A 20,178-nucleotide genomic window follows, 5' to 3' on the forward strand; every position below is an offset into this window, starting at 1 on the left:
TCGCTTGGTCGGACGGCGGGCAAAAGTGTGCTTGACCGGCCCCACTCTGACCATTAATTGCAAATCATCAGACTGTTGAGAAAGTCCATTTTTTAAAATTTGAACACAAAATTCGGGCTCAGGACCAAAATCAGTGCTTGACAAAATAAATGATGACATAGATGGTGTAGTCTCTCCAAACCACTTTGCACGATCATCCCTATGGTTCAGGAAGCCAAGTCACCTGGTCAAACGGGATAATCGTGAAAAGCCTCCGGATAGCGAATCTAGCTCCAGGAGTCACCACACAAATTTTAAATTATGGAAAAGTCTAAAGACTTTCTCAACAGTCTGAGGTTTTACACTTATTCAGGTGCTGTGGCAGCATTTCCCGATAAGTAACTGTACATTCTGTAACTATTCCATTCAACAATGGACCAAGAAAGCTGGAGAGTGAAGCAGGTACGCTCGGATGGGGTGATCGCTTTGCAACAACTGCTTCGCTTAATTGCCAATTTCATGTTGGTCGCACCGACAGTTGATTTATATAGTATAAACTATATCATTACTCACAAATATCCAAACAAAAAAAGAGCTCCCAAGCGGAAGAGACCTTCTCCGCGATTTGGGAACCCTTCATTATTAACCAACCCGGCCGCTAGAACTTTAAAAACCAGAGCATCACGGCGCGCCGGTATCCGCCATTTGCCATTTTTGCCGGTCCAGCGCCGGATCCGGTTCGTTCAAGTACAGGGAGCCGCCGTCCGCCGAAGCTTCAAGCGCTTGCCGAGTATGAAGCGACAGAATGGCTACAGTGCCATCATCATTATCGCGAAGCAGCCAGCGTTGATTGTCGTAGCCGAGATAATCGTACAGCTGGAGTTTGTTTTGGCCCGTATCGAGGTCCAAAGCTTTGCCTACCGCGGCGGTGCGGATCGAATAGGAGCTCGACTCGTCTCCGGTCGGCACCAAAACCCAAGTCTGGGAAGACGCCTCCCCGTCCCCGGCTGGGAGCAGCGCGACCGGCTCGCCGTTTTCCGCTTTCGCGGCGTACAGCGACGCGTTCGTGCCGGCGTTAACGAAGCTCGTCTTCCGCAGCTTGGCTTGCTCCATCCGGCTGGCGTTGACGTTTTGGTAATACGCCGTGCCGCCGAAGACGTGAACGCCGAAATGCCCTTCCGCAAACGTGCCGTCATTAAGGTCGATGATTTGGGCGTCGTCCACGGAAATCCGGATACGCGGCCCGTCCGCTTCGATGACAATGGCGTATTTCTTTCCCGGCTGGATGAAAGCCGGCACGTTCGCCAGCACCTGGCGTTCGGCAAATGCGCCATCGATTTTGTAAAACAAGCGGAAGGCTTTCATATTTGGATCGATATTAAAATAGTACCCGCTGCGCCCGTCCCGACTGGCCCGGAACAGGATAGAGCCCGCCCCGCCCGTTTCGGCCAACGTCATTTCGGCCTCATACACAAAATCGCCGGCCGTCTCCTCCGCCACATAGTGAGCGTCGCTCCCGTAGCTGCCGCGGATGCCCCGCTCCGTCGCCACCCAGGCGGAGGCCGGCACGTCGGGCGTCCAACCGGTTAGATTCGTATGGAACTCCCCGGCAAACACCTTCACCGGAACGCTGACCGACGCTTTCCCGTTTGGGGTGGAGGCGGTAACCACCGCCTCACCTTGGCCGGCCGCACGAATCACCGCCTGCTGCTGATCGGACGAGGCGATGGCCACGACTTGCGGATCGCTCGACTCCCAGCGAATCGGCTGACTTCGGTTGACGTCCGTACCGCCGCTGCGCCCGCCTTTCGCGCCGCCGCTCACCGCAGCGTACAAGGTCCGGGTGTCCCCCAGCCCCAATTCGCGCGGACTCGTATCCATAACGATGGAGGTTTGGCTCCCCGCCGCCTCGTTCCATACGTTTGTTAGCGCGTGCACTTTCAAGGAAAGCACGTTCACCTCTCCGCCTACAGTGAAAAAGCTCATTTCGCGGTGTGCAGGATCCGGAAAAATCACTTCCGAAAACACCGCGCGGCCGTCCCCTCCGAATACTTCCAGCGAGGAATCGTCCACGAAAATCCGCAGCTTCACGCGCCGGTTGTCCGGCTGAAGCGGCGCCTGATGAAGCGTGGTGAACCGGTCGGAGAAGCCGATGTCGCCGGAAAGAGAGCGATCCACATACATCTCGTTCTCTTTTCTTTTGTAGCCGACGACCGTCCGCTTGCCGTTCCCCTCGCGGAGGCGGAAACCGAATTCGCTCACGCGGCTGGCCTGGGGAATTTCAATTTCGGCTTCAATTTCATAGGCGCCGGAGGATACGCCTTTCAGCAGATTCGCCCTATCCGGTTGAACGCGGCGGTCCGACGCCGTGAACAGCAGCTGGCCGCGCAGCGATTCCAGCTCGCGGATCGGCGTCTGCGCCAGGCGGATTCCCTCGTTCGTCTTCTGCAGCGTTAACTTGCGCGGAATGCTTAGAACCCCCTTCCAACCCTCGGTCGGAAAAGCAAACGGGTAATCCCAGTTTGTCATCCAAGCCAGCATCACCCTGCGTCCGTCCGGCATACCGGCAAAAGACATGGAGGCGTAGAACTCTTTTCCGTAATCGGTCGCCAGCACCTTGCCGGCAGGGTTGTCGTTAACGAACTTGCCCTCCGGAGTAAGCTCCCCGACAAAATACTCCGCCGCCGAGCCCTTGGTATTCGGATTGGCGCCCGTACTGATCATGAGCACCCATTTTTTCTCGCCCGCGTCATCGTCCACGGCCAGTTGGAACAAATCGGGGCACTCCCACACGCCGCCGCGGACATAAACCCCATATCCGAAATTGTCCGTCAGCGTCCAGTCGATCAGGTTGGTCGAAGTGAAAAAGCGGATATGGTCGCCGCCGGACACAACCATAACCCAGCGGTTATGCTCTTCGTCCCGCACGACCTTGGGATCGCGAAAATCCCAGCTTCCCGGATCGTCCCCTTGCTTGCCCGGATTTTCGACCACGATCGGGCGCTCTGCGGCGTATTCCCAGGTGCGGCCGCGGTCCTTGCTGTACGCCAGCCCGATGCGCTGGTTGCCGTTTGGGCTGTCCGGGTTATAGGAAGTATAATAAGCGATCAGGCCTTTTCCCCCGGAATCCGTGAACAAGCCGGAGGCATTATGGAGATCGGCGACGGCCGCACCCGACCAGACATGTCCCCAATCGTTCCAGGGCAAGGCGATGGGCAACCGCTTCCAATGAACCAGATCGGTACTGACCGCGTGGGCCCAGGTTCCGCCGTCCTGATGAAACAGATGGTATTCCCCTTCGAAGTAGACCAGCCCATTCGGATCGCTCGCCGACCCGCGGGCAGGTGAATAATGGTAGTCGGGGCGGTATTTTTCCGTGTAATAATCGTTGGCTGCGGTCAAATAGACGTCCTGAAAATACGCCGCTCCCCCGGATACCGCAAATCCCGCGTGACCGACCGCGTAGCTATTGTCGACGGCATCGACGGCCGGTACGGCGTATCCGTCCACATAGACCTGAATCCGGCTCCCGAGCGCATGGATTTCCAGATGGTGCCTTGCTTTGGCAGCCGACGGGTAAGCACGTTCCGAGACCGCGATGACGCGGCCGTCCGCTTTTCTCAGCTCCGCCCAAACCTGGCCGCCGTCTTTTCGCAAAGCCGCCTCGTAGCCGTCCGCCCCCTGCCCGTTCGCTCTGAACCGCAAACCGGCATCCCCATGATCCGCGGTAAAAGACACGTTTCCTTCCAGCACGAGATCCTGCTCATAGCCCTGATAAATCCGCAGTGCCCGCCGGGTACCGTCCGCCGTTCCCAGTTCCCCCTGCAGGCCCGGCTGCCAGGCTCCCGAGCTCGCGATCGCCGCGCCTAAATTGCTGTTCAGTCCGCTGACCTTCACGTTCTGAAACAGCGCAGAGCCGTCCCAAACGTTCAGGCCCAAATACCCGGAAGCGTAAGCCCTGTCATGGACGTCGATCAGCGGTTTATAACGGTCCCCCCAAAATACCTGGAGCCGAGTTCCTTCGGCTTTGACTTTCAGATGATAGATTTCCCCTTCGGCCAAATCGACCCGCCGTTCTTCCCGCAGCTTGCCTTCTCCGCTCGCGTCCTTCAGCCGGATCAGCCCCGCGTTCGGCACGAGCTGAAGCATATAGGAGGACCATCCGTCCTCATTGGAGCGGAATACCAACGTGGCATCCGCCTGCCTCTCCGTCACCATGACGTCGGCTTCATAGATAAAATCGGCCGCCCGCGTCTCCGCGAGAGCGATGACGTTCTCCCTCGGCTCCGAGACGAGCAGAAGCCCCTGCTCCGCCGTCTCCATTCGGCCTTTTCCTTCGATTCGCCAGCCGGTCAAATTCGTCGCAAAGTTGGTTGCGCTTTCAAAAATGGCGTTAGCCTCCTTTCCCGTTTCCGTCTCCGCACCTGCCGCCCGGACCGTTCCAGCATCAAACCCGGCAAAAATAAGCGCGGAGGATAAAAGAATGGATAATACGGATTTGCCTTTGCCCATGATACACCCTCTTTTCCTGTGAGAGATACAAACATGTTTTGGCTTCCGGCGCAGGAGGCCATGGATCATAGCCACTGCCTCCTCCGGCACGCTCTCTTCGCTTAAGAAGAAGGATGCCGCCCGTGTAACGCCTTCAGCCCCAATGCCAAAGCGCCGCAAAGCCCCGCTTGCTGCCCGAGGCCAGGAGGCACGATATACTCCTCCATACGCTCCAAAATCTCGCCGGCGTTGACGTATCCGTTCAGGTTCCGGCGCACCGCCTCCCGGATCAGCGGGAACAGTTGGGGCTGCTGCATGACCCCGCCTCCCAGGATGACCTTTTCCGGCGAGGTTAGAAGCACCGCCCCTGTAATCGACTGGGCAAGATAAAACGCCTCGATTTCCCAAGCGGGATGATTCCCTGGCAGCTCATGCCCTTTGACTTTCCAGCGGGCTTCAAGCGCCGGCCCCGACGCCATGCCTTCCAGACAATCGCCGTGATATGGGCAGCGGCCCGCAAAATCATCGTCCGGGTGCCGCTTTACCGGCACATGGCCGCCTTCCGGGTGAACCAGCCCGTGCACCAGCCGCCCTTCCAAATAAACGCCGATCCCGACGCCCGTTCCCACCGTATAATACAGGCAGTTGTTCAGGCCTTGCGCTGCCCCCCATACCGCTTCCCCCAGCGCGGCTGCGTTCACGTCGGTATCCCAGCCCAGGGGCACGGGAATTTCGCGGCGCAGCGCGCCGAGGAAATCGAACTGGCTCCAGCCGGGTTTCGGCGTTGTGGTCACATAGCCGTAGGTGGGGCTATCTTGCCGAAGGTCAATGGGGCCAAATGATCCGACCCCGATCGCCTCCACCCGTTTGTCCTTCAAATAAGCAATCGCTTTGCCAAGCGTGATCTCCGGACTTTCCGTCGGAAAGCTGATGTTGTCCTCAATCACGCCGTGCTCATCGCCGATGCCGCAGACGAATTTCGTCCCGCCGGCTTCAATCGCTCCTATGCGCATGTTGTTGATCTCCTTTTTTCGATACAGTCCAAGGCAGTCCCGCATCTTATATGTTTCATCGGCCGCATTCAGTCAGCCGCATTCATCGGCCGCAGCGCCGATCCTAACGGACACCAGCGCCGTTATTTCGCCAAAAACAACAGTTTGCATAACGTAACGGACACCACAGACCTTATTTGGCCATACAGCGTACGTTTTAGGTCATTTTCGGGCAAATAAGAGCGCTACGGTCCGTTAGAGCTTGAAACGCCGCCTTTTCGAGCAAATAAGGTCGCTCAGGTCCGTTAGCCGTCCGGGCCGGCGCACCCACCGTCGTCACACCAGCCACTTACGGCGCCAGCTCATAAATCGCCAGTGACTCCAGCGCGAAGTCCGCTTCCGCCACCAAGGAAAGGCCGGTTGCCTCCGGGCCAGGAAAGATCAGATCGGTAATGACGGCCTCCCCGTCGTTGGCAAACACTTCAACGGAGGAGCAGTCCACGAAAATGCGCAGCTCGAGCTTTTCCCCCGCGGTGTGCAGCTTGGCCGCGTGTACGCCGCGGAATTGCTCGTGAAACTCGTGCTGTCCGGATTTCGTGCGGTCCACATAAACCTCCCCGGAAGCCGCGTTTACGCCGACAACCGTCTCCTGGCCGGCCCCCGTCCTGACCTTGAAGGCAAAGGACGCACCGGGTGCGGCTTCCGCAACCAGCTCGCAGCTTTCCAGCCGCAGGGAACGCAGTGCGGCTTCCGCTTCCCCGGCGGCGACATTCGCCAGGCTGAGCACCGGCCGGCGCATACGCGCCAGTTCCCGCGCCGGTCTCTGCGTCAGAACGGTCGCACCGTTCCGGGATTCCAGAGCAAGTTCACGCGGTACCGTCATCGCGCCGCGAAACTCTTCCGTCGGCGTAAGCTGCGCATACTTCCAGTTGCTCATCCAGCCGATCAGCAGCCGTCTGCCATCCTCCGCCGGGATATCGGACCAACTGACGCCCGCGTAATTGTCCCGGCCATAGTCCAGCCAGCGGACCTCTCGCGAGTCTTCATCGGGCGTAAACGTCACGCCGTCAAAATCCCCGGTAAAATACTGCGTTCTCGACCCTTCCTCATAAGCGGGATGATCGCCCACGCTGACCAGCATCACCCATTTTTGCCGGGAGGCATCGTCATCGACCGGCAGCAGGAACAAATCGGGGCACTCCCAAACCGCCTCATGGAAGCCGATTCCGCTGCCGAATTCACTGGCGAACGTCCATGTTTTTAAATCGGGAGAATGATACAGGCATACCGTCTGCCCGCAAGCGAGGATCATAACCCAGCGCCGGGTGTCTTCATGCCAAAACACCTTGGGATCGCGAAAATCGACGAAGCGTTCATGTCTCAACACCGGATTTCCCGCGTATTTCGTCCAAGTTCTGCCTTTGTCCTTGCTGTAGGCGATGCTTTGCATCTGCACTGGTGGTTTTCCTTCCGATTCCAGGTGATGGGTGAAAATCGCGACCAGCCCCGGTTCCTCCCCGAAAAAGCCGGTGGTATTGCCCCAGTCCACTACCGCACTTCCCGAGAAAATCGTTCCGTTCTCATCGGGGAAAAGCGCAATGTCAAGCTCCTCCCAATGAACCAGGTCTTTGCTTACGGCATGGCCCCAGTGCATCGGCCCGTGGGTCGTTCCGCGAGGATAATACTGATAGAATAGATGGTATTCTCCGGCAAAATAAACCAATCCGTTCGGATCGTTCATCCAGTTCTTCTCCGGTGAGAAATGATACCTGCCTTTATAGTTTTGCTTGGTGATCTTCGTCATTCCAGCGTCTCTCCTTTTGCCTCCGTAATAAAAACGTCTATTTCTATGGCTATCCGCCGTCTTCTATCCCTCGGTTTTACTGCTTCATAGCGCGGTCATAACCATCCTGCTTGATTTTCAGCCACTCCTGCAGCCCCAGCCGGTCGAGCTCCTGCAAATAGCTGTTCCACTCTTGATCGATTTTGCCGTTTTGGTACCATTCGGTGCGTTTTCTCAGCACATAGGCGAACAGATCGGTTTCGATCGTCGTCAGCCGTTCCAGTTCATCAATCGAATGGAATACGTTCGGCATCGCCTGCTCCGCCTTCATATGGGGAGCCATAACCTCCTTGACGATCTGCATCCTTTCCTTGGCGTCGTCCGGCACAGTGGTGTATTTGCCGAAGTAGCTGTCCAGAATCGCCAGTGGCCCCCCAACGCTCGTTTTTTCCCGCAGTTCAACCGGAGCGGTTCCGTTCAGCGGCAGGTGCTTCAGGCTGTTGCCCGCTTCGTCGTATTCGAAGATGTTTTGCTGCGTTTCGTCCCCATAAGTGCCCCAGTTGTTCTGCACGGATTGGATCGGATCGTACATCTGATCCACCCATTTCGCCGTCGCTTCCGGGTTTTTGTTGGTGCTCGTAACGACCATCCGGCCGCGGTGGAAGCCCAGCGCGTTCGTTTGGGCTACATTGATTTCACCGTTCGGCCCGGCTACCGGCGGCATGACCTCGTAGCTGTCATTAGCGCCCGTAATGTTGCTCTTATCCCAGGTGAAATACAGGCCGTATCTGTGGTCCTTGCCTTTGGCGAGATACGTGCTCCAATCCTGCGTGTACGCTTCGACATCGATGAGTCCTTCCTTGTAAAGTTCGTTGATATATTTGACGGCGTTTTTGTAGCCTTCTTCGGCAGGCGCAAACACGACTTTACCGTCGTTCGTAACTACCGCGTGATCGGGATTTTCCCCTAAGCCAAACGCGGCGAACATGAACACCAAATCCTCGGCCCCCGGCTTGTTGATAAAAGACAGCGGAATTTCGTCGGCCTGCCCGTTTCCGTTCGGATCCTGGGTTTTGAAGGCGATCAGCACCTGCTTCAATTCCTCCGTCGTTTTCGGCATCTCAAGACCGAGCTTATTCAGCCATTCCACATTGATCCACGGAACAGCGTCGACGGATTGAATCCGCTCCTTCCCCTTGCCGAGCTCTTCGATCCACGGAAAAGCGTAGATGTTGCCGTCCGGCGCAGTGATCATCGCCTTGTATTCCGGCGCTTCTTCCAACACCTTTTGGAAATTCGGCATATATTGCTCGATCAGGTCGTTTAGCGGTATGATCGCACCGTCCTTGGCCAGCTTAAGCAGCTCGTAATCGCCGTAACCGGCGTCGAAGATGGCGTCGGGCAAATCGCCGCTGGCCATCGCGAGATTTCTTTTTTCCACAAACACGTCTTTGGTGAAATTCTTCCAATTAATATGAACGTTCGTTTTTTCCTCCAGCCGTTTGAAAATCAGCTTGTTGTTGGGATCTGCGGGTGCCAGCGGCGAGCTTTGCGTCATCATGTTCAGCGTGATCTTCCCGCTCGGGTCCTGTTCGTTGCCGGACGAATTTTTGCTTCCCCCGTTGCCGCATGCGGACAGCAGAAGCGCGGAAGCAAGTACGGAGACGGATACGGCTTTGCAGGCAAATTTCACTTTTTGGCTTTTTACCATTGTCTTTTGACCTCCCAGGTTTGTGCTTTAGGCAAAGCATTTATGTGCAGCCGGCGTTATTTCAGGGAGCCGACCATGACACCTTTCTCGAAGTATTTCTGGAAAAACGGATACATCACGACGAGCGGCAGGCTCGAAATCACGATTGCCGCGTATTTGATCATCTCGGACAACCGCTTCATTTCCGCCATGGCCAGCTGGTCGGCGATCATGCCGGGATCAACCTGGTTCTGGATCAGGATCGACCGGAGCACGAGCTGCAGCGGATGCAAGTTCGGATTATCCAGGTAAATCATTGCGTCGAAATAGGCGTTCCATTGGCCAACAAAGGCGTACAGCGCCAGCACGAAAACGATCGGTTTGGACAGAGGCAGCACGATGCGGAAGAAAATCATCGCTTCGGAAGCGCCGTCGACGTTGGCGGCCTCCCTCAGCTCGTTTGGCACACCTTTGAAAAACGTCCGCGACAAGATGATGTTCCATACGTTGACCGCGCCGGGAATGATGACCGCCCAGACCGTATCGATCATGCCGAGCTCTTTGACCAGCAGGTAAGTAGGCACCAGCCCGCCGCCGAAAAACATCGTGATCAAAAACAAGGTCATAAAAAAACGGCGGCCAACCAGCCGGTGATCCGACAGGGCGTAACCCGCGAAGACCGACACCGTCACGGTGATCAGGGCAAAAGAAGTCGAGTACAGTACGGCGTTGCCGAACCCCCGGACCATCGCCGGGTTAGTCAGGATTTTCTTGTAACCGTCCAGGGTCCAGTCCGCAACGTTGAAGGACAGGCCCCGGCTAAGCAGTACGGAGGGGTCCATAAATGAGGCCACGACGACATAAATCAGCGGCACGACCACGATCAGTACGGCGAACACCAAGCCGGCGGCGTTTAAGGCCAGCAGAAAACGGTCGAATTTCGAATGTTTGATGGGCATGGCAGTTTGCTCCTTTCATTGCAATTGCGAGTTCAGCACCCCCATTTAATAGAGGCCTTCGCCCTCGTTTAGCTTTTTAACCACAAAGTTCACGGTCACGAGCAGGATGACGTTGATAACGGAGTTGAACAGCCCGACGGCGGCGGAGTAGGCGTAATCCCCTGACTGCAAACCGATTTTGTACACGTAGGTCGGAATGATCTCCGAGGTTGGCAGGTTCATGGCCGTTTGCATCAGGTAAGCCTTCTCGAACCCGATCGACATGATTCCGCCGGCGGCGAGAATGAACACGATCGCCATAATCGGGCGGATCGTCGGCAGATCGATGTGGCGAATCCGCTGCAGCAGGTTGGCGCCGTCCAGGTTGGCCGCATGGTGCAGCTCCGGGTCCACGTTGGCCAGCGCGGCCACATAGATGATCGAGGACCAGCCGGCTCCCGTCCAAATATCCGACAAAATATAAATCCACCGGAAATATTCGGGGCTTAACATGAACATGATCGGCTCATCCGTAAACCGGATGAACAACTGGTTGACTGGACCCGTCGGCGACAGGAAGATGAACAGCATCCCAACGACGACCACAACGGAAATGAAATTGGGGGCGTACAGAAACAACTGGATGTTCTTTTTTACACCGGCCCGGCGGACCTGATTGAGCATTAGCGCCAGCAGGATCGGCACGGGAAAGCTGAGCACAAGCCCAAGCAAGCTTAATTTAAGCGTATTCATAAAAATCACTTCAAAGTTGGGCGAGGACAGAAACTTGTCGAAATTTTTGAGTCCGACCCAATCGCTGCCAAGGATGCCTTTGATCGGACTGAAATCCTTAAACGCAATCACCGCTCCGTACATCGGCCCGTATTTGAAGATCAAGGTAAGGACCAGGGCCGGCGCAAGCAGTAAATAGAGAAATCCATATTTCCGCAAATATTCGAAAGGGCTTTGTCCGCGGGATCTCCCGAGTGCCGCTTTTCCTTGACTTGCCTTTATTGTGCTTTGCAATTTTGTTACCTCCGTTCTCCCGGTAAGTTTACATTTTCTTGTGAAGTAAGGGCTTTCAGCAAAAACACTTGTTTACTGTCTGCACCCCGTTGCATTTACAATTTAACAAACAAGATTCTCTGAGTCAATATATTTTGTAAAATTATTTTTGTGCATTTGTTAAAATAAATTCTCGAAAATTTGCACAAAAAAGCTATATTCACTGAACAAAAAACACTATAACAAACGAATACACCAGAAACAGCAGCTGAAAAGCAGCATTTTCCTTACAGCACACAAGACAAAAACTAAACAGCAAACCACGGAGGGGATTTGACAAATGTAAACGGAATAAATGTAAAATCAAACTGTGCATTTGTAAAATAATTGTTGCTATTTTTCCCGATCTATTATACATTGGTAATAGGAAATCTTTGCAAATACTCGCTTTTTATGCATCGTGACCCGAGGATATTATAGAGGTGAAATGATGGCGAAGGAAAAAGTAACGATTCAGGATATCGCCGACGCTTTGGGCATCTCCCGCAACACGGCGTCCAAAGCGCTGAACGGAAGCGAAAGCATCCCGGCGGAAACGCGCAATAAAGTAATCAGAAAAGCCATTGAGTTAAAATACAAGCAGTTTGCCTTTATGGACAGCGATGGCCTTTTGTCCAAAAGTTCGGGCAACATCGCCTTGCTGACGGAGAACTTGCCGAACACATCCCATTTCGGTTCAACCCTGATCAGCGGCCTGGAAAAAAGAATCAGCGCCGAAGGCTACAACCTGTCCATCCATATCGTCAGGGACATTGAGCAAAAATCGCTGTCACTGCCAAACAACTTCGACGCGGCCAATGTGGACGGCATCATCTGTATCGAGCTGTTTGATCTGGAATACAGCAACCTCATCACCGGGCTCGGCATCCCGACCATCTTTATCGATTGCTCGGCCTACGTTTGCTACCCGGATTTTCGCGCCGACGTGCTGCTGATGGAGAACGAACACAGCACTTATCAGCTTACCAGAAAATTAATTGATGGCGGTTACAAAAGCTTTGGCTTTATCGGTGATTACAACCATTGCCGCAGCTTTAACGAAAGATGGGCCGGGTTTAACCGCGCGCTGACCGAAGCCGGCATCGCCCTTGATCTATCCCGGTGCATCATCGACGACGACCGGCTGTTCTTCTCCACACCCGAATGGATGGACGAGCGGGTGGCCGGGATACGGGAGCTCCCTTCTGCTTTCGTCTGCGCGAACGATTACATTGCCGTGAGCGTGATGAAGGCGATGAAGAACCGGAACCTGTCGATTCCCCAGGATATCGTCATCTGCGGCTTCGACAACGGCCCCGAGTCCGTGATCGTCGAACCGCATTTGACGACGGTCCATATCTTCAGCAACGAAATGGGCGTCAAAGCCGCCGAAATGCTGCTTTCGCGCATTAAAGATCCGAATCAGCCCTACCAGGTGTCCCATATCTACACCAAACCGGTCATTCGGGAATCTACGCCGAATATCAGCTAAGTCCGGCCGGGAGAAAATGCCTGATGGCATCCTTTAACGGAGACAGAACGCGGTTAGCGCCGCAACTGCCGAAGATAGCGGTAACTTTTACCGCTATCTTTGATATTCTCCCTCACGTTGAAGGAATAGCGGAACTTTAGGTACTTATTTTGTTGCCGACCTTGGAAAAAGTGCACATCTGCCTCCATCCGTCGAGCATAGCGGTAAACAATTCCCTTATTTGGGTCGAAGTCCCTCACACGTCCGAAATAGAGCCCTTTTTTACCGCTAATCCCGTGGCCCGCGCAAACATGAACGCCAACGACCACCTCCGGCTCCCAAAGGAGATTGGAGGTGGTCGTTGGCGTTGACGGCGCGCGAAAGCTCGGGGGTCGCCGCCATCCTAAGCGGCCGCGGCCGCTTTCACCCGCCGGCGCCGGCTCAGGCGGGCAACGAGACCGTGCGACGGCGAAAACAGAAACGCCAGCGCAAACAGCAGCCCGGCCACGGCGACCATGCAGCCGGCGATCGAAGCGTCCAGCCATGTGGCGGCGTAATACCCGCCGGCGGCGCTGGCCGCGCCGATCAGCACGCTGAGGAGCAGCATCACGCTAAGCCGGTCGGTCAGCAGATAAGCCGCCGAAGCCGGGACGATCAGCATGCCGACGACCAGGATCGCCCCGACGCTTTCGAACGAAGCGACTGTGGACAAGGAGACCAGCCCCATCAGCAGATAATGGAACAACGCCACCGGGATGCCCACGGCGGCCGCAAGCGCCGGGTCGAACGCGCACAGCTTGAACTGCTTGTAGAACAGCAGGATCGCCGCCAGCACGACAAGCAGCGTGCCGCCCAGCATCCACACGGCGGCCGGCCCCATGTCATAGCCGTTCCAGACCCAGGTGTCCCATTGCACGTAGGCGATTTCGCCAAACAGCACGCAGTCGAGATCGAGGTCGATATGGGCGGCGTTGCGGCTGATGAGAATGACGCCCACAGCGAATAACGCCGTAAACACAATGCCGATCGAGGCGTCCGACTGCAGCCCGCTGTGCTGAAGCGCCTGAATCAGGAAAACAGTAATCAGGCCAAGCACCGCCGCCCCGATTAGCATCAGCAGCGAATCCCGCGAGCTGCTCACCAGAAACGCGATCGCGATCCCCGGCAACACGGAGTGGCTGATCGCGTCGCCCACCATCGCCATTTTGCGCAAAATCAGAAAACATCCCAGCATGCCGCAGGCAGCGGCGACCAGCGTGCCGGTCACGATAATCCACACATCGGCCATATTACTCCGCCCCCCTTTCCACGGCGCTTGCGTTTTGGCGGATAACCGCCCCTTCCACGCGCTGCCGTACTTCGCTGCGGTTCCGCCAGTGCCGGACCCATTTTCCCAGCAGTCCACGGTTTGGCGCGAATAGCGCCGAGACCAAAAACAGCGAGGTGGCGGCCAGCACCGTCACCGGCCCGGTCGGCAGATTGGACAACGCCCCGCTGATCAGCGTCCCCGTAACGCCGGACAGCGCCCCAAACAATCCGGCCAACAAAACCATGAGGCCCAGAGCGTCCGTCCAATACCTGGCGGCCACCGCCGGCGTGATCAGCAGCGCCGCCACCAGCACGACGCCAACCGCCTGGATGCCGATGACGACGGCCACCACGGTCATGAACAGCAGCAGTTGTTCCAGGAAAGCCACGTTCATCCCCATGCCCCGGGCGAAGCCGGGGTCAAAGCTGACCAGCTTGAATTCCTTGAACAACAGGGTGCAGACGAGGATCAGCAGCAGCGAAACCGCCCCCATCATATATACGTCGGACAGCATCATGGATGCCGCCTGGCCGAACATATATTTGTCCAGCCCGCTTTGATTGCCGTTGCCGCTGTGCTGGATTTTCGTCAGCATAATGATGCCGATCCCGAAAAAGACCGACAACACGATGCCGAGCGCCGCGTCCTGCTTGATGCGCGAATAGCGGGTGATGGCCGATATGCCAAACGTCGCCAGCATCCCGGACAGGATCGCTCCGATGATGAACAGGCCCACCGATTTGACGCCGCTTAGCATGAAGGCGATGCAGATGCCAGGCAGAGCGGCATGCGCCAGCGCGTCCCCCAGCAGGCTTTGTTTGCGCAGAAAAGCAAACGCTCCGATCACACCGCTCCCAAGTCCGAGCAGCAGCGAACCGGCTAAAATCCACTGCATGTTTGGATCCGTGATCCAAGAGATCAGGGTAACCAGCATGTTCGTCACACCGTCCCCGCCGGTACGGCCGCGAGATCCTGCAGCATGGCGATTCGCCCGCCGTACGTTTTTTGCAAATTTTCCGGAGCGAACGTCTCCCCGGTCGGACCAGCGGCGATCAGTTCGCCGTTCAGCAGCAGCACGTGGTCGAAATACTCCCTTACCGTGGCCAGATCATGATGCACAACGAGCACGGTTTTGCCCAGTTCCTTTAGTTCATGCAAAAGGCCGATAATCGCTTTTTCAGTCGTGGCATCCACCCCGGCAAACGGCTCATCCATAAAATAGAGCTGCGCGTTTTGCGCCAGCGCCCGGGCCAGGAACACCCGCTGCTGCTGCCCGCCGGACAGCTGGCTGATTTGCCGGCCGGCGTAATCGGCCATGCCCACCTTCGCCAGGCACTCCATGGCGATCAGCCGCTCTTTCGCCCCGGGGCGGCGAAACCAGCCCAAATGGCCATAGCGGCCCATCATCACCACATCGAGCGCATTTGTCGGAAAATCCCAGTCCACCGATTCCCGCTGGGGCACGTACCCCACGATTTTTCGCTGCTCCCGGTAGGGTTTGCCGTAAATGCGGACTTCCCCCTCCACTTTCGGGATGAGCCCGAGCACTGCTTTGAGCAGGGTTGACTTGCCCGCTCCGTTCGGGCCCAGCACGCCGATCAGCTTCCCCTCGGGAATCTGAAACGATACCGATCTTAACACCGGTTTCTTCTGATAAGCGATCGTTAGTTGATCAACTTCAAGCGGAATCACTTTCATTTTATCGCCTCATTTCTCCGGGCGGCACTGCCGCCCCTCATTTATTTCAACGCTTCCACAATGGTGTTTACGTTGTGTCGGACCATCTTGATGTACGTATCCGCCTCGCCGCCGGGTTCGCCCAGCGAATCGGAGTACAATTCACCGCCGATCTTCACAGTATGCCCTTTTTCCTTGGCGCCGGCGATCACGGCTTCCATCGATTTGGTCGGAATGCTCGACTCCACGAACACCGCTTTGATTTGGTTCTCCACCAAAAAATCCCGCAGCTTGCTGACATCCCTCGAACCGTATTCCGCCGCCGTGCTGATGCCCTGCAGCCCCATCACCTTAATCCCGTAAGCGTCCCCGAAATACCCAAACGCGTCATGCGCCGTCACCAGGACCCGGTCCTGCTCGGGGATTTCCGTAATCTGCCGCTTGACCTCGGCATCCAATTGCTCCAGTTCGCCTATGTAGGCCTCCGCATTTTGCCGGTACACCTCGGCGTGCCCCGGATCGTACTCCATCAGCGTGTCACGGATCGTTTCGGTCGCGTTCACCCAATGCTTGACGTTGAACCAGATGTGCGGATCGTATTGCGAACCCCCCGCATCCTCGCCCGATCGCAGCAGCGCGGGGTCGATATTTTGGGAAACGGCAACCGTTCGCTTCTTTTGCTCCAGCTTCTCGAAAATCTCCGTCATTTTCCCTTCCAGGTGCAGCCCGCCGTAAAAAATAATCTCCGCCTCATCCAGCTTCTTCACGTCACCTTGCGACGCTTTATATAAGTGGGGGTCGACGCCCGGGCCCATCAGCCCGGCTGCGTCCACTTCCTCCCCGCCGACCTCCCGAACCACATCGGTTATCATCCCGATCGTCGACACGACCTGAATCGGCGTCCCGTCATCGTGCCGATGCGTCAGATCGGCTTGCCCCTCTACTTTCGAACATGCCGCCAGAATGATTAAAGCCAGCATCCCCAGCGTCATTTTGGCCCGCTGAAACGGGCTTTTTCTGATCTTCCATTCGTCCTTTTCGCTCATTTCCCCAACTCATCTCCTTATTTTGGATTAGTTGTTTCCCCAGTGAACACTTGTTTTCCTAATACCTGTTTTTTAGCTTAATATAAAAATGTTTCCCTAATGCAAATTTTAAACGCAGTGCATACAAAAAAGCAAGAGGATTTTTCCTCTTGCTTTTCGGTTTAGATGAATCATAGTTTTCTGCCTAACCAATTGAGTATACAGGATTGATGTTTCGAAACTCACGGCATTTGTATCGAAGTTGTAAATTTTTGTTCTGACCTCTGTTCAATTGTCCGCCTTGGCTTCAAAATATATAAGAAGACGAATTGCAGGAGCAGGGGAGATTTAAAAGGATTATGAGACATAAGCAATTATTAATCATTGAGGACGAAGATTCCATCCGTGACATATTGTCTTATTCTTTGCGAAAGGAAGGGTTCGTGATCCACGAAGCGGCGACGGGGACGGAAGGGCTTGAAATGTTGAACCGGCTCAATCCCGACCTGGTGCTGCTGGATTTGATGCTGCCCGATATGAGCGGGTTCGATATTTGCAGGCATTTGTCAGCCGATGCGAAAACGCCGGTCATTATGATTACGGCCAAGTCGGATATGCTGGACAAGGTGCTGGGCATGGAGCTGGGAGCGGACGATTACATCACCAAGCCGTTCGATATTCGGGAGGTCGTGGCGCGTATCCGGGCGATATTCCGCCGAATCGATCTGATCAGCGAGACACTGGAAATTGAATCGTTCGAGGTTATTCGCTTGGGGAAGCACATCGAGATTCGCAAGGACGAGCGGGAGGTTTGGAAGGACGGAAAACGCACAGGACTGACAAACAAGGAGTATGACTTACTGCTCTTTCTCGCAAGCCATAACCGCAAGGTGTTTACGCGATCCGAACTGCTGGACAAAGTATGGGGATACGACTTTGCCGGCGACACCCGTACAGTGGATATACACGTGCAGCGCATCCGCAAGAAACTGGACGGCGACGGTCAGGGAGCTTCCATTATCGAGACGGTGTTCGGCGTTGGTTACAGATTGGACACCCAGGTGCGGACATGAAGTGGACGATCCAGTTCAAAATGGTATCCCTTTTTTCGGTCATCGTATTTATCGGCTTCTCTTCCCTGCTCATCCTTTCAAACAAAGTGGGCGAAGAGAACATGTACCGGGAAGTGCATGAAGACATGATTCAGGTCAAAAAAAATCTGGATATTGCGCTCAATCAATATTTCCTGATTCATAACAAACGATTGAACGAAAAGTCGCTCGAGGCGGGAAGCCGGGACCTGGAGGAGCAGATCGGGGCCGCGGCGGGCGGTAAGGTTACGCTTTATCACCCGGATGCTTCTCCGTATAATGCGTCTTCCAGCCCTGCCGTAATTGCCTCCGAACGGCCGGATATACAGTCTGCCGCCAATTCGCAGATCGCGTACTCCACATCGATGCAGAATGGTAAACTCATCTCCAGCCTGTCCTTTCCCATCATGTCCGGCCGGCAAGTCATCGGCATTATTCAATTGGAGAAAAATTATACAGAGCTGTTCAGACGGCATTTACGCTTTCAAAATACGGTCAAATATTTGGCGGCGGTCATTTTTGTATTTGTTTTTATCGCATCCGTCTTCATCTCCCGGCAAATTACCAGACCGGTCCGCGTGCTCACTAAACGCTCGGTACAAGTGGCGCAGGGCAATCTGAATGCGGACGTCAACATCTCCACAAAAGACGAGATTGGCGAACTGGCTTCCAGCTTCAATGTCATGATCAACCGCGTGCGGGAGCAGATCGACGTGATTGAACGTGAACGAGATGAGGTAAAACAGGTGCAGGCGCGCAGCAAATTATTTTTTGACAATGTGACCCATGAATTAAAAACACCGTTGACCACCATTCTGGGGTATGCCCAAATATTGCGTGATAATGGATTTACGGACAAAGCGTTTTTCGACAAGGGCTTGGACTACATTATTAATGAGAGCCGGCGCCTGAACGTGATGGTTGCGGATATTTTGGAATTTTCCGTAGCGTCCGCCGCAATGCAGCCTTATCGGTTCGAACGGATCGATGTGTCGAAGGTCGTTCGGGAGGCCTGCGAGGACATGGCGATCAAGGCGGGCAAATATAATATCGCCATCCATTATGAACTGGAAGAGGACCTCCATATCCGGGGCGATCGGCATAAGCTCAAGGAAGCGTTCCTAAATGTGCTCGATAACTCGGTTAAGTACGGATATGTTAATTCGATGATCGAAGTCCGGTCGTTCCGGTCGGGCAATTCGGCTTATATCGTGATCAGCGATCAGGGGGAAGGCATCAGTGAAGAGGCCTTGAAACATGTGCTTGAGCCGTTTTACCGGGTGAACGGGGTAAATAGAAAAGAGAGAGGAAGCGCAGGCTTGGGCTTGTCCATCGTAAAAAATACAATCGAACAGCATGGAGGAACCGTCCAAATGTTAAGTGCAGTGAACCAGGGCACACAGGTACACATCCATCTTCCGGGAGAATGGCCGGCATGAAGAACCGGGAATTCTGGAAAAAATATCGCGATGTGCTCCTTTTGACCATTTTGCTGGCCGCCTTTGTCGGCGGCATATTCGGGGTCGGAGCTTTGTTCGACATGAACGGTTCCAAACTGAGGACGGTCATTCTCCCGGAAGCGCAATTCAGCAGCCGTCTCGCCCCTCCGCCAAACAGTACGGTTCAGATTGAGGCCGCGATCAAGCTGCCCAATGATTTTGCCATCTACGATTTTGAAGTCGCTGATCAAAACACCTTGATCTTGAACCGGCCGGAAAACTCATATACCGGCATCAAAATTTCCATGCTTAAACTGGATGACAACCATGTGAGGGATCTTGCGACGAACACCGATTATGGCGTAGTCTTGAGCCCCGATCGGAAGAAGATGATCTTTTCCGAATATCGCTCACCGCAGGCACAGCAAACAACCTATGAGTACGATATGAAATCCGGACAGCGGCGGAAACTGGCTGATGACAATTCCTTTTACCGGGAGTATATTGGCAACGACGCATACATCGGACACGATAATCTCGTATTTAAAATGATCGATTTAAATTCAGACAAGAAACGCTTAATATACAGCGATGAAGAAATCATAAAGCTGGTTGCCAAGGAGAAGCATATCCGGAATCCGGATGACGTGTGGATTCTCTTCAATATTGAGTTCAGCCGGGATTTGCAGTACTTTTATACTCTTGTCGGCTGGAATAACACGACCATGGTATACCGCTTCCCTGTGAATGGCCGGAACAATGCAGTTGCGTGCACCCCCGCGGAGGCTATACAGCAATTCAGAGTGCTCAAGAACGGCGATATACTGGTTCAGGGCACTGTGAACAAGGTGCCGGGGCTATTCATATACCAAGCCGCCTCAAAGCGTTTCGATCTTCTGATGAAAGGCAACATCTGGAGCTTCGACCTAAATGAAGATGAATCCCGGATTGCTTATTTTAAGGCGCTTGAAAACCAAAAAAATGAGCTGCACATGGCTTATCTTGACGGCGACAAGTTATTGGCGGACACGGTGGTGTATCGTAATATCGATAATTTTGTCAATCTGAAATGGAACGGCGACAATCTCTTTGTTGTGAGTAGCTCCATGGAAAAAAGCGAGATTTACCGCTTCACGTTCCGCGCCTGGTAACACGGCATAACATACTCATATTTTACAACTTGGATACAATTGTGACCGAGACGGATACAACTGCCAATTATAATATTTTAGGTTATAATGCAAGTTCA

14 protein-coding genes are annotated in these 20,178 nt (G+C 54.6%); 4 read left to right on the forward strand and 10 right to left on the reverse strand.

Features of this window, described 5'->3' with window-relative positions; translation table 11 throughout:
• Window positions 1-660 precede the first annotated feature (660 nt).
• The 6 genes from ACLD72_RS04810 to ACLD72_RS04835 all read right to left on the reverse strand — a co-directional run bounded on the left by ACLD72_RS04810 (window position 661) and on the right by ACLD72_RS04835 (window position 10,824).
• Window positions 661-4,491, reverse strand: a complete 3,831-nt coding sequence (locus tag ACLD72_RS04810) for a GH32 C-terminal domain-containing protein (RefSeq protein ID WP_410996281.1) — start codon at window positions 4,489-4,491, stop codon at window positions 661-663.
• Window positions 4,492-4,592: 101 nt separating this feature from the next.
• A complete protein-coding gene (locus tag ACLD72_RS04815) occupies window positions 4,593-5,483 on the reverse strand; it encodes an ROK family protein (protein WP_410996283.1) in 891 nt (296 codons plus the stop codon).
• Between the two features lie 328 nt (window positions 5,484-5,811).
• Entirely contained in the window at window positions 5,812-7,266 is a 1,455-nt protein-coding gene (locus tag ACLD72_RS04820) for a glycoside hydrolase family 32 protein (protein ID WP_410996285.1), read from the reverse strand.
• Between the two features lie 76 nt (window positions 7,267-7,342).
• Window positions 7,343-8,956 carry an ABC transporter substrate-binding protein gene (locus tag ACLD72_RS04825; RefSeq protein WP_410996287.1) on the reverse strand — a complete coding sequence of 538 codons (1,614 nt, stop codon included), beginning with the start codon at window positions 8,954-8,956 and terminating at the stop codon, window positions 7,343-7,345.
• A 56-nt stretch (window positions 8,957-9,012) separates the two neighbouring features.
• On the reverse strand, window positions 9,013-9,894 hold the full coding sequence (locus ACLD72_RS04830) for a carbohydrate ABC transporter permease (protein WP_251591382.1): 882 nt from the start codon (window positions 9,892-9,894) through the stop codon (window positions 9,013-9,015).
• Window positions 9,895-9,939: 45 nt separating this feature from the next.
• On the reverse strand, window positions 9,940-10,824 hold the full coding sequence (locus ACLD72_RS04835) for an ABC transporter permease (RefSeq protein ID WP_410996527.1): 885 nt from the start codon (window positions 10,822-10,824) through the stop codon (window positions 9,940-9,942).
• A gap of 544 nt (window positions 10,825-11,368) precedes the next feature.
• On the opposite strand from ACLD72_RS04835, the gene ACLD72_RS04840 reads away from it, so the two are divergent.
• On the forward strand, window positions 11,369-12,409 hold the full coding sequence (locus ACLD72_RS04840) for a LacI family DNA-binding transcriptional regulator (protein ID WP_410996529.1): 1,041 nt from the start codon (window positions 11,369-11,371) through the stop codon (window positions 12,407-12,409).
• Between the two features lie 382 nt (window positions 12,410-12,791).
• On the opposite strand, the gene ACLD72_RS04845 is transcribed toward ACLD72_RS04840, so the two are convergent.
• The 4 genes from ACLD72_RS04845 to ACLD72_RS04860 are packed head-to-tail and all read right to left on the reverse strand — an operon-like array spanning window position 12,792 to window position 16,420.
• The gene (locus ACLD72_RS04845; RefSeq protein WP_410996291.1) at window positions 12,792-13,676 is read right to left on the reverse strand and encodes a metal ABC transporter permease; all 885 of its coding nucleotides are present in this window, start codon (window positions 13,674-13,676) and stop codon (window positions 12,792-12,794) included.
• Between the two features lies 1 nt (window position 13,677).
• Complete coding sequence (locus ACLD72_RS04850; protein WP_410996531.1) at window positions 13,678-14,631, reverse strand: metal ABC transporter permease; 954 nt, start codon at window positions 14,629-14,631, stop codon at window positions 13,678-13,680.
• Window positions 14,632-14,636: 5 nt separating this feature from the next.
• Complete coding sequence (locus ACLD72_RS04855) at window positions 14,637-15,395, reverse strand: metal ABC transporter ATP-binding protein (RefSeq protein ID WP_410996293.1); 759 nt, start codon at window positions 15,393-15,395, stop codon at window positions 14,637-14,639.
• 41 nt (window positions 15,396-15,436) lie between these two features.
• A complete protein-coding gene (locus tag ACLD72_RS04860) occupies window positions 15,437-16,420 on the reverse strand; it encodes a metal ABC transporter solute-binding protein, Zn/Mn family (RefSeq protein ID WP_410996295.1) in 984 nt (327 codons plus the stop codon).
• A 338-nt stretch (window positions 16,421-16,758) separates the two neighbouring features.
• On the opposite strand from ACLD72_RS04860, the gene ACLD72_RS04865 reads away from it, so the two are divergent.
• Genes ACLD72_RS04865 through ACLD72_RS04875 form a run of 3 tightly spaced genes read left to right on the forward strand, consistent with a single transcriptional unit; the run spans window position 16,759 to window position 20,080 of the window.
• Window positions 16,759-17,472, forward strand: a complete 714-nt coding sequence (locus tag ACLD72_RS04865; protein ID WP_410996297.1) for a response regulator — start codon at window positions 16,759-16,761, stop codon at window positions 17,470-17,472.
• Window positions 17,469-18,929 carry a sensor histidine kinase gene (locus tag ACLD72_RS04870; protein ID WP_410996299.1) on the forward strand — a complete coding sequence of 487 codons (1,461 nt, stop codon included), beginning with the start codon at window positions 17,469-17,471 and terminating at the stop codon, window positions 18,927-18,929. The genes ACLD72_RS04865 and ACLD72_RS04870 overlap by 4 nt, the downstream gene beginning before the upstream one ends.
• Entirely contained in the window at window positions 18,926-20,080 is a 1,155-nt protein-coding gene (locus ACLD72_RS04875) for a hypothetical protein (RefSeq protein WP_410996301.1), read from the forward strand. The genes ACLD72_RS04870 and ACLD72_RS04875 overlap by 4 nt, the downstream gene beginning before the upstream one ends.
• The last annotated feature ends 98 nt before the right edge of the window (window positions 20,081-20,178 follow it).

This window comes from Paenibacillus lacisediminis, from assembly GCF_046567315.2.

Excerpts from the sequence above, each read along its gene's own strand:
- ACLD72_RS04815 (WP_410996283.1), bottom strand. The coding sequence starts at position 5,483 with ATGCGCATAGGAGCGATTGAAGCCGGCGGGACGAAATTCGTCTGCGGC.
- ACLD72_RS04840 (WP_410996529.1), top strand. The coding sequence starts at position 11,369 with ATGGCGAAGGAAAAAGTAACGATTCAGGATATCGCCGACGCTTTGGGC.
- ACLD72_RS04875 (WP_410996301.1), top strand. The coding sequence starts at position 18,926 with ATGAAGAACCGGGAATTCTGGAAAAAATATCGCGATGTGCTCCTTTTG.
- ACLD72_RS04820 (WP_410996285.1), bottom strand. The coding sequence starts at position 7,266 with ATGACGAAGATCACCAAGCAAAACTATAAAGGCAGGTATCATTTCTCA.
- ACLD72_RS04830 (WP_251591382.1), bottom strand. The coding sequence starts at position 9,894 with ATGCCCATCAAACATTCGAAATTCGACCGTTTTCTGCTGGCCTTAAAC.
- ACLD72_RS04855 (WP_410996293.1), bottom strand. The coding sequence starts at position 15,395 with ATGAAAGTGATTCCGCTTGAAGTTGATCAACTAACGATCGCTTATCAG.
- ACLD72_RS04860 (WP_410996295.1), bottom strand. The coding sequence starts at position 16,420 with ATGAGCGAAAAGGACGAATGGAAGATCAGAAAAAGCCCGTTTCAGCGG.
- ACLD72_RS04850 (WP_410996531.1), bottom strand. The coding sequence starts at position 14,631 with ATGCTGGTTACCCTGATCTCTTGGATCACGGATCCAAACATGCAGTGG.
- ACLD72_RS04845 (WP_410996291.1), bottom strand. The coding sequence starts at position 13,676 with ATGGCCGATGTGTGGATTATCGTGACCGGCACGCTGGTCGCCGCTGCC.
- ACLD72_RS04870 (WP_410996299.1), top strand. The coding sequence starts at position 17,469 with ATGAAGTGGACGATCCAGTTCAAAATGGTATCCCTTTTTTCGGTCATC.
- ACLD72_RS04810 (WP_410996281.1), bottom strand. The coding sequence starts at position 4,491 with ATGGGCAAAGGCAAATCCGTATTATCCATTCTTTTATCCTCCGCGCTT.
- ACLD72_RS04865 (WP_410996297.1), top strand. The coding sequence starts at position 16,759 with ATGAGACATAAGCAATTATTAATCATTGAGGACGAAGATTCCATCCGT.
- ACLD72_RS04825 (WP_410996287.1), bottom strand. The coding sequence starts at position 8,956 with ATGGTAAAAAGCCAAAAAGTGAAATTTGCCTGCAAAGCCGTATCCGTC.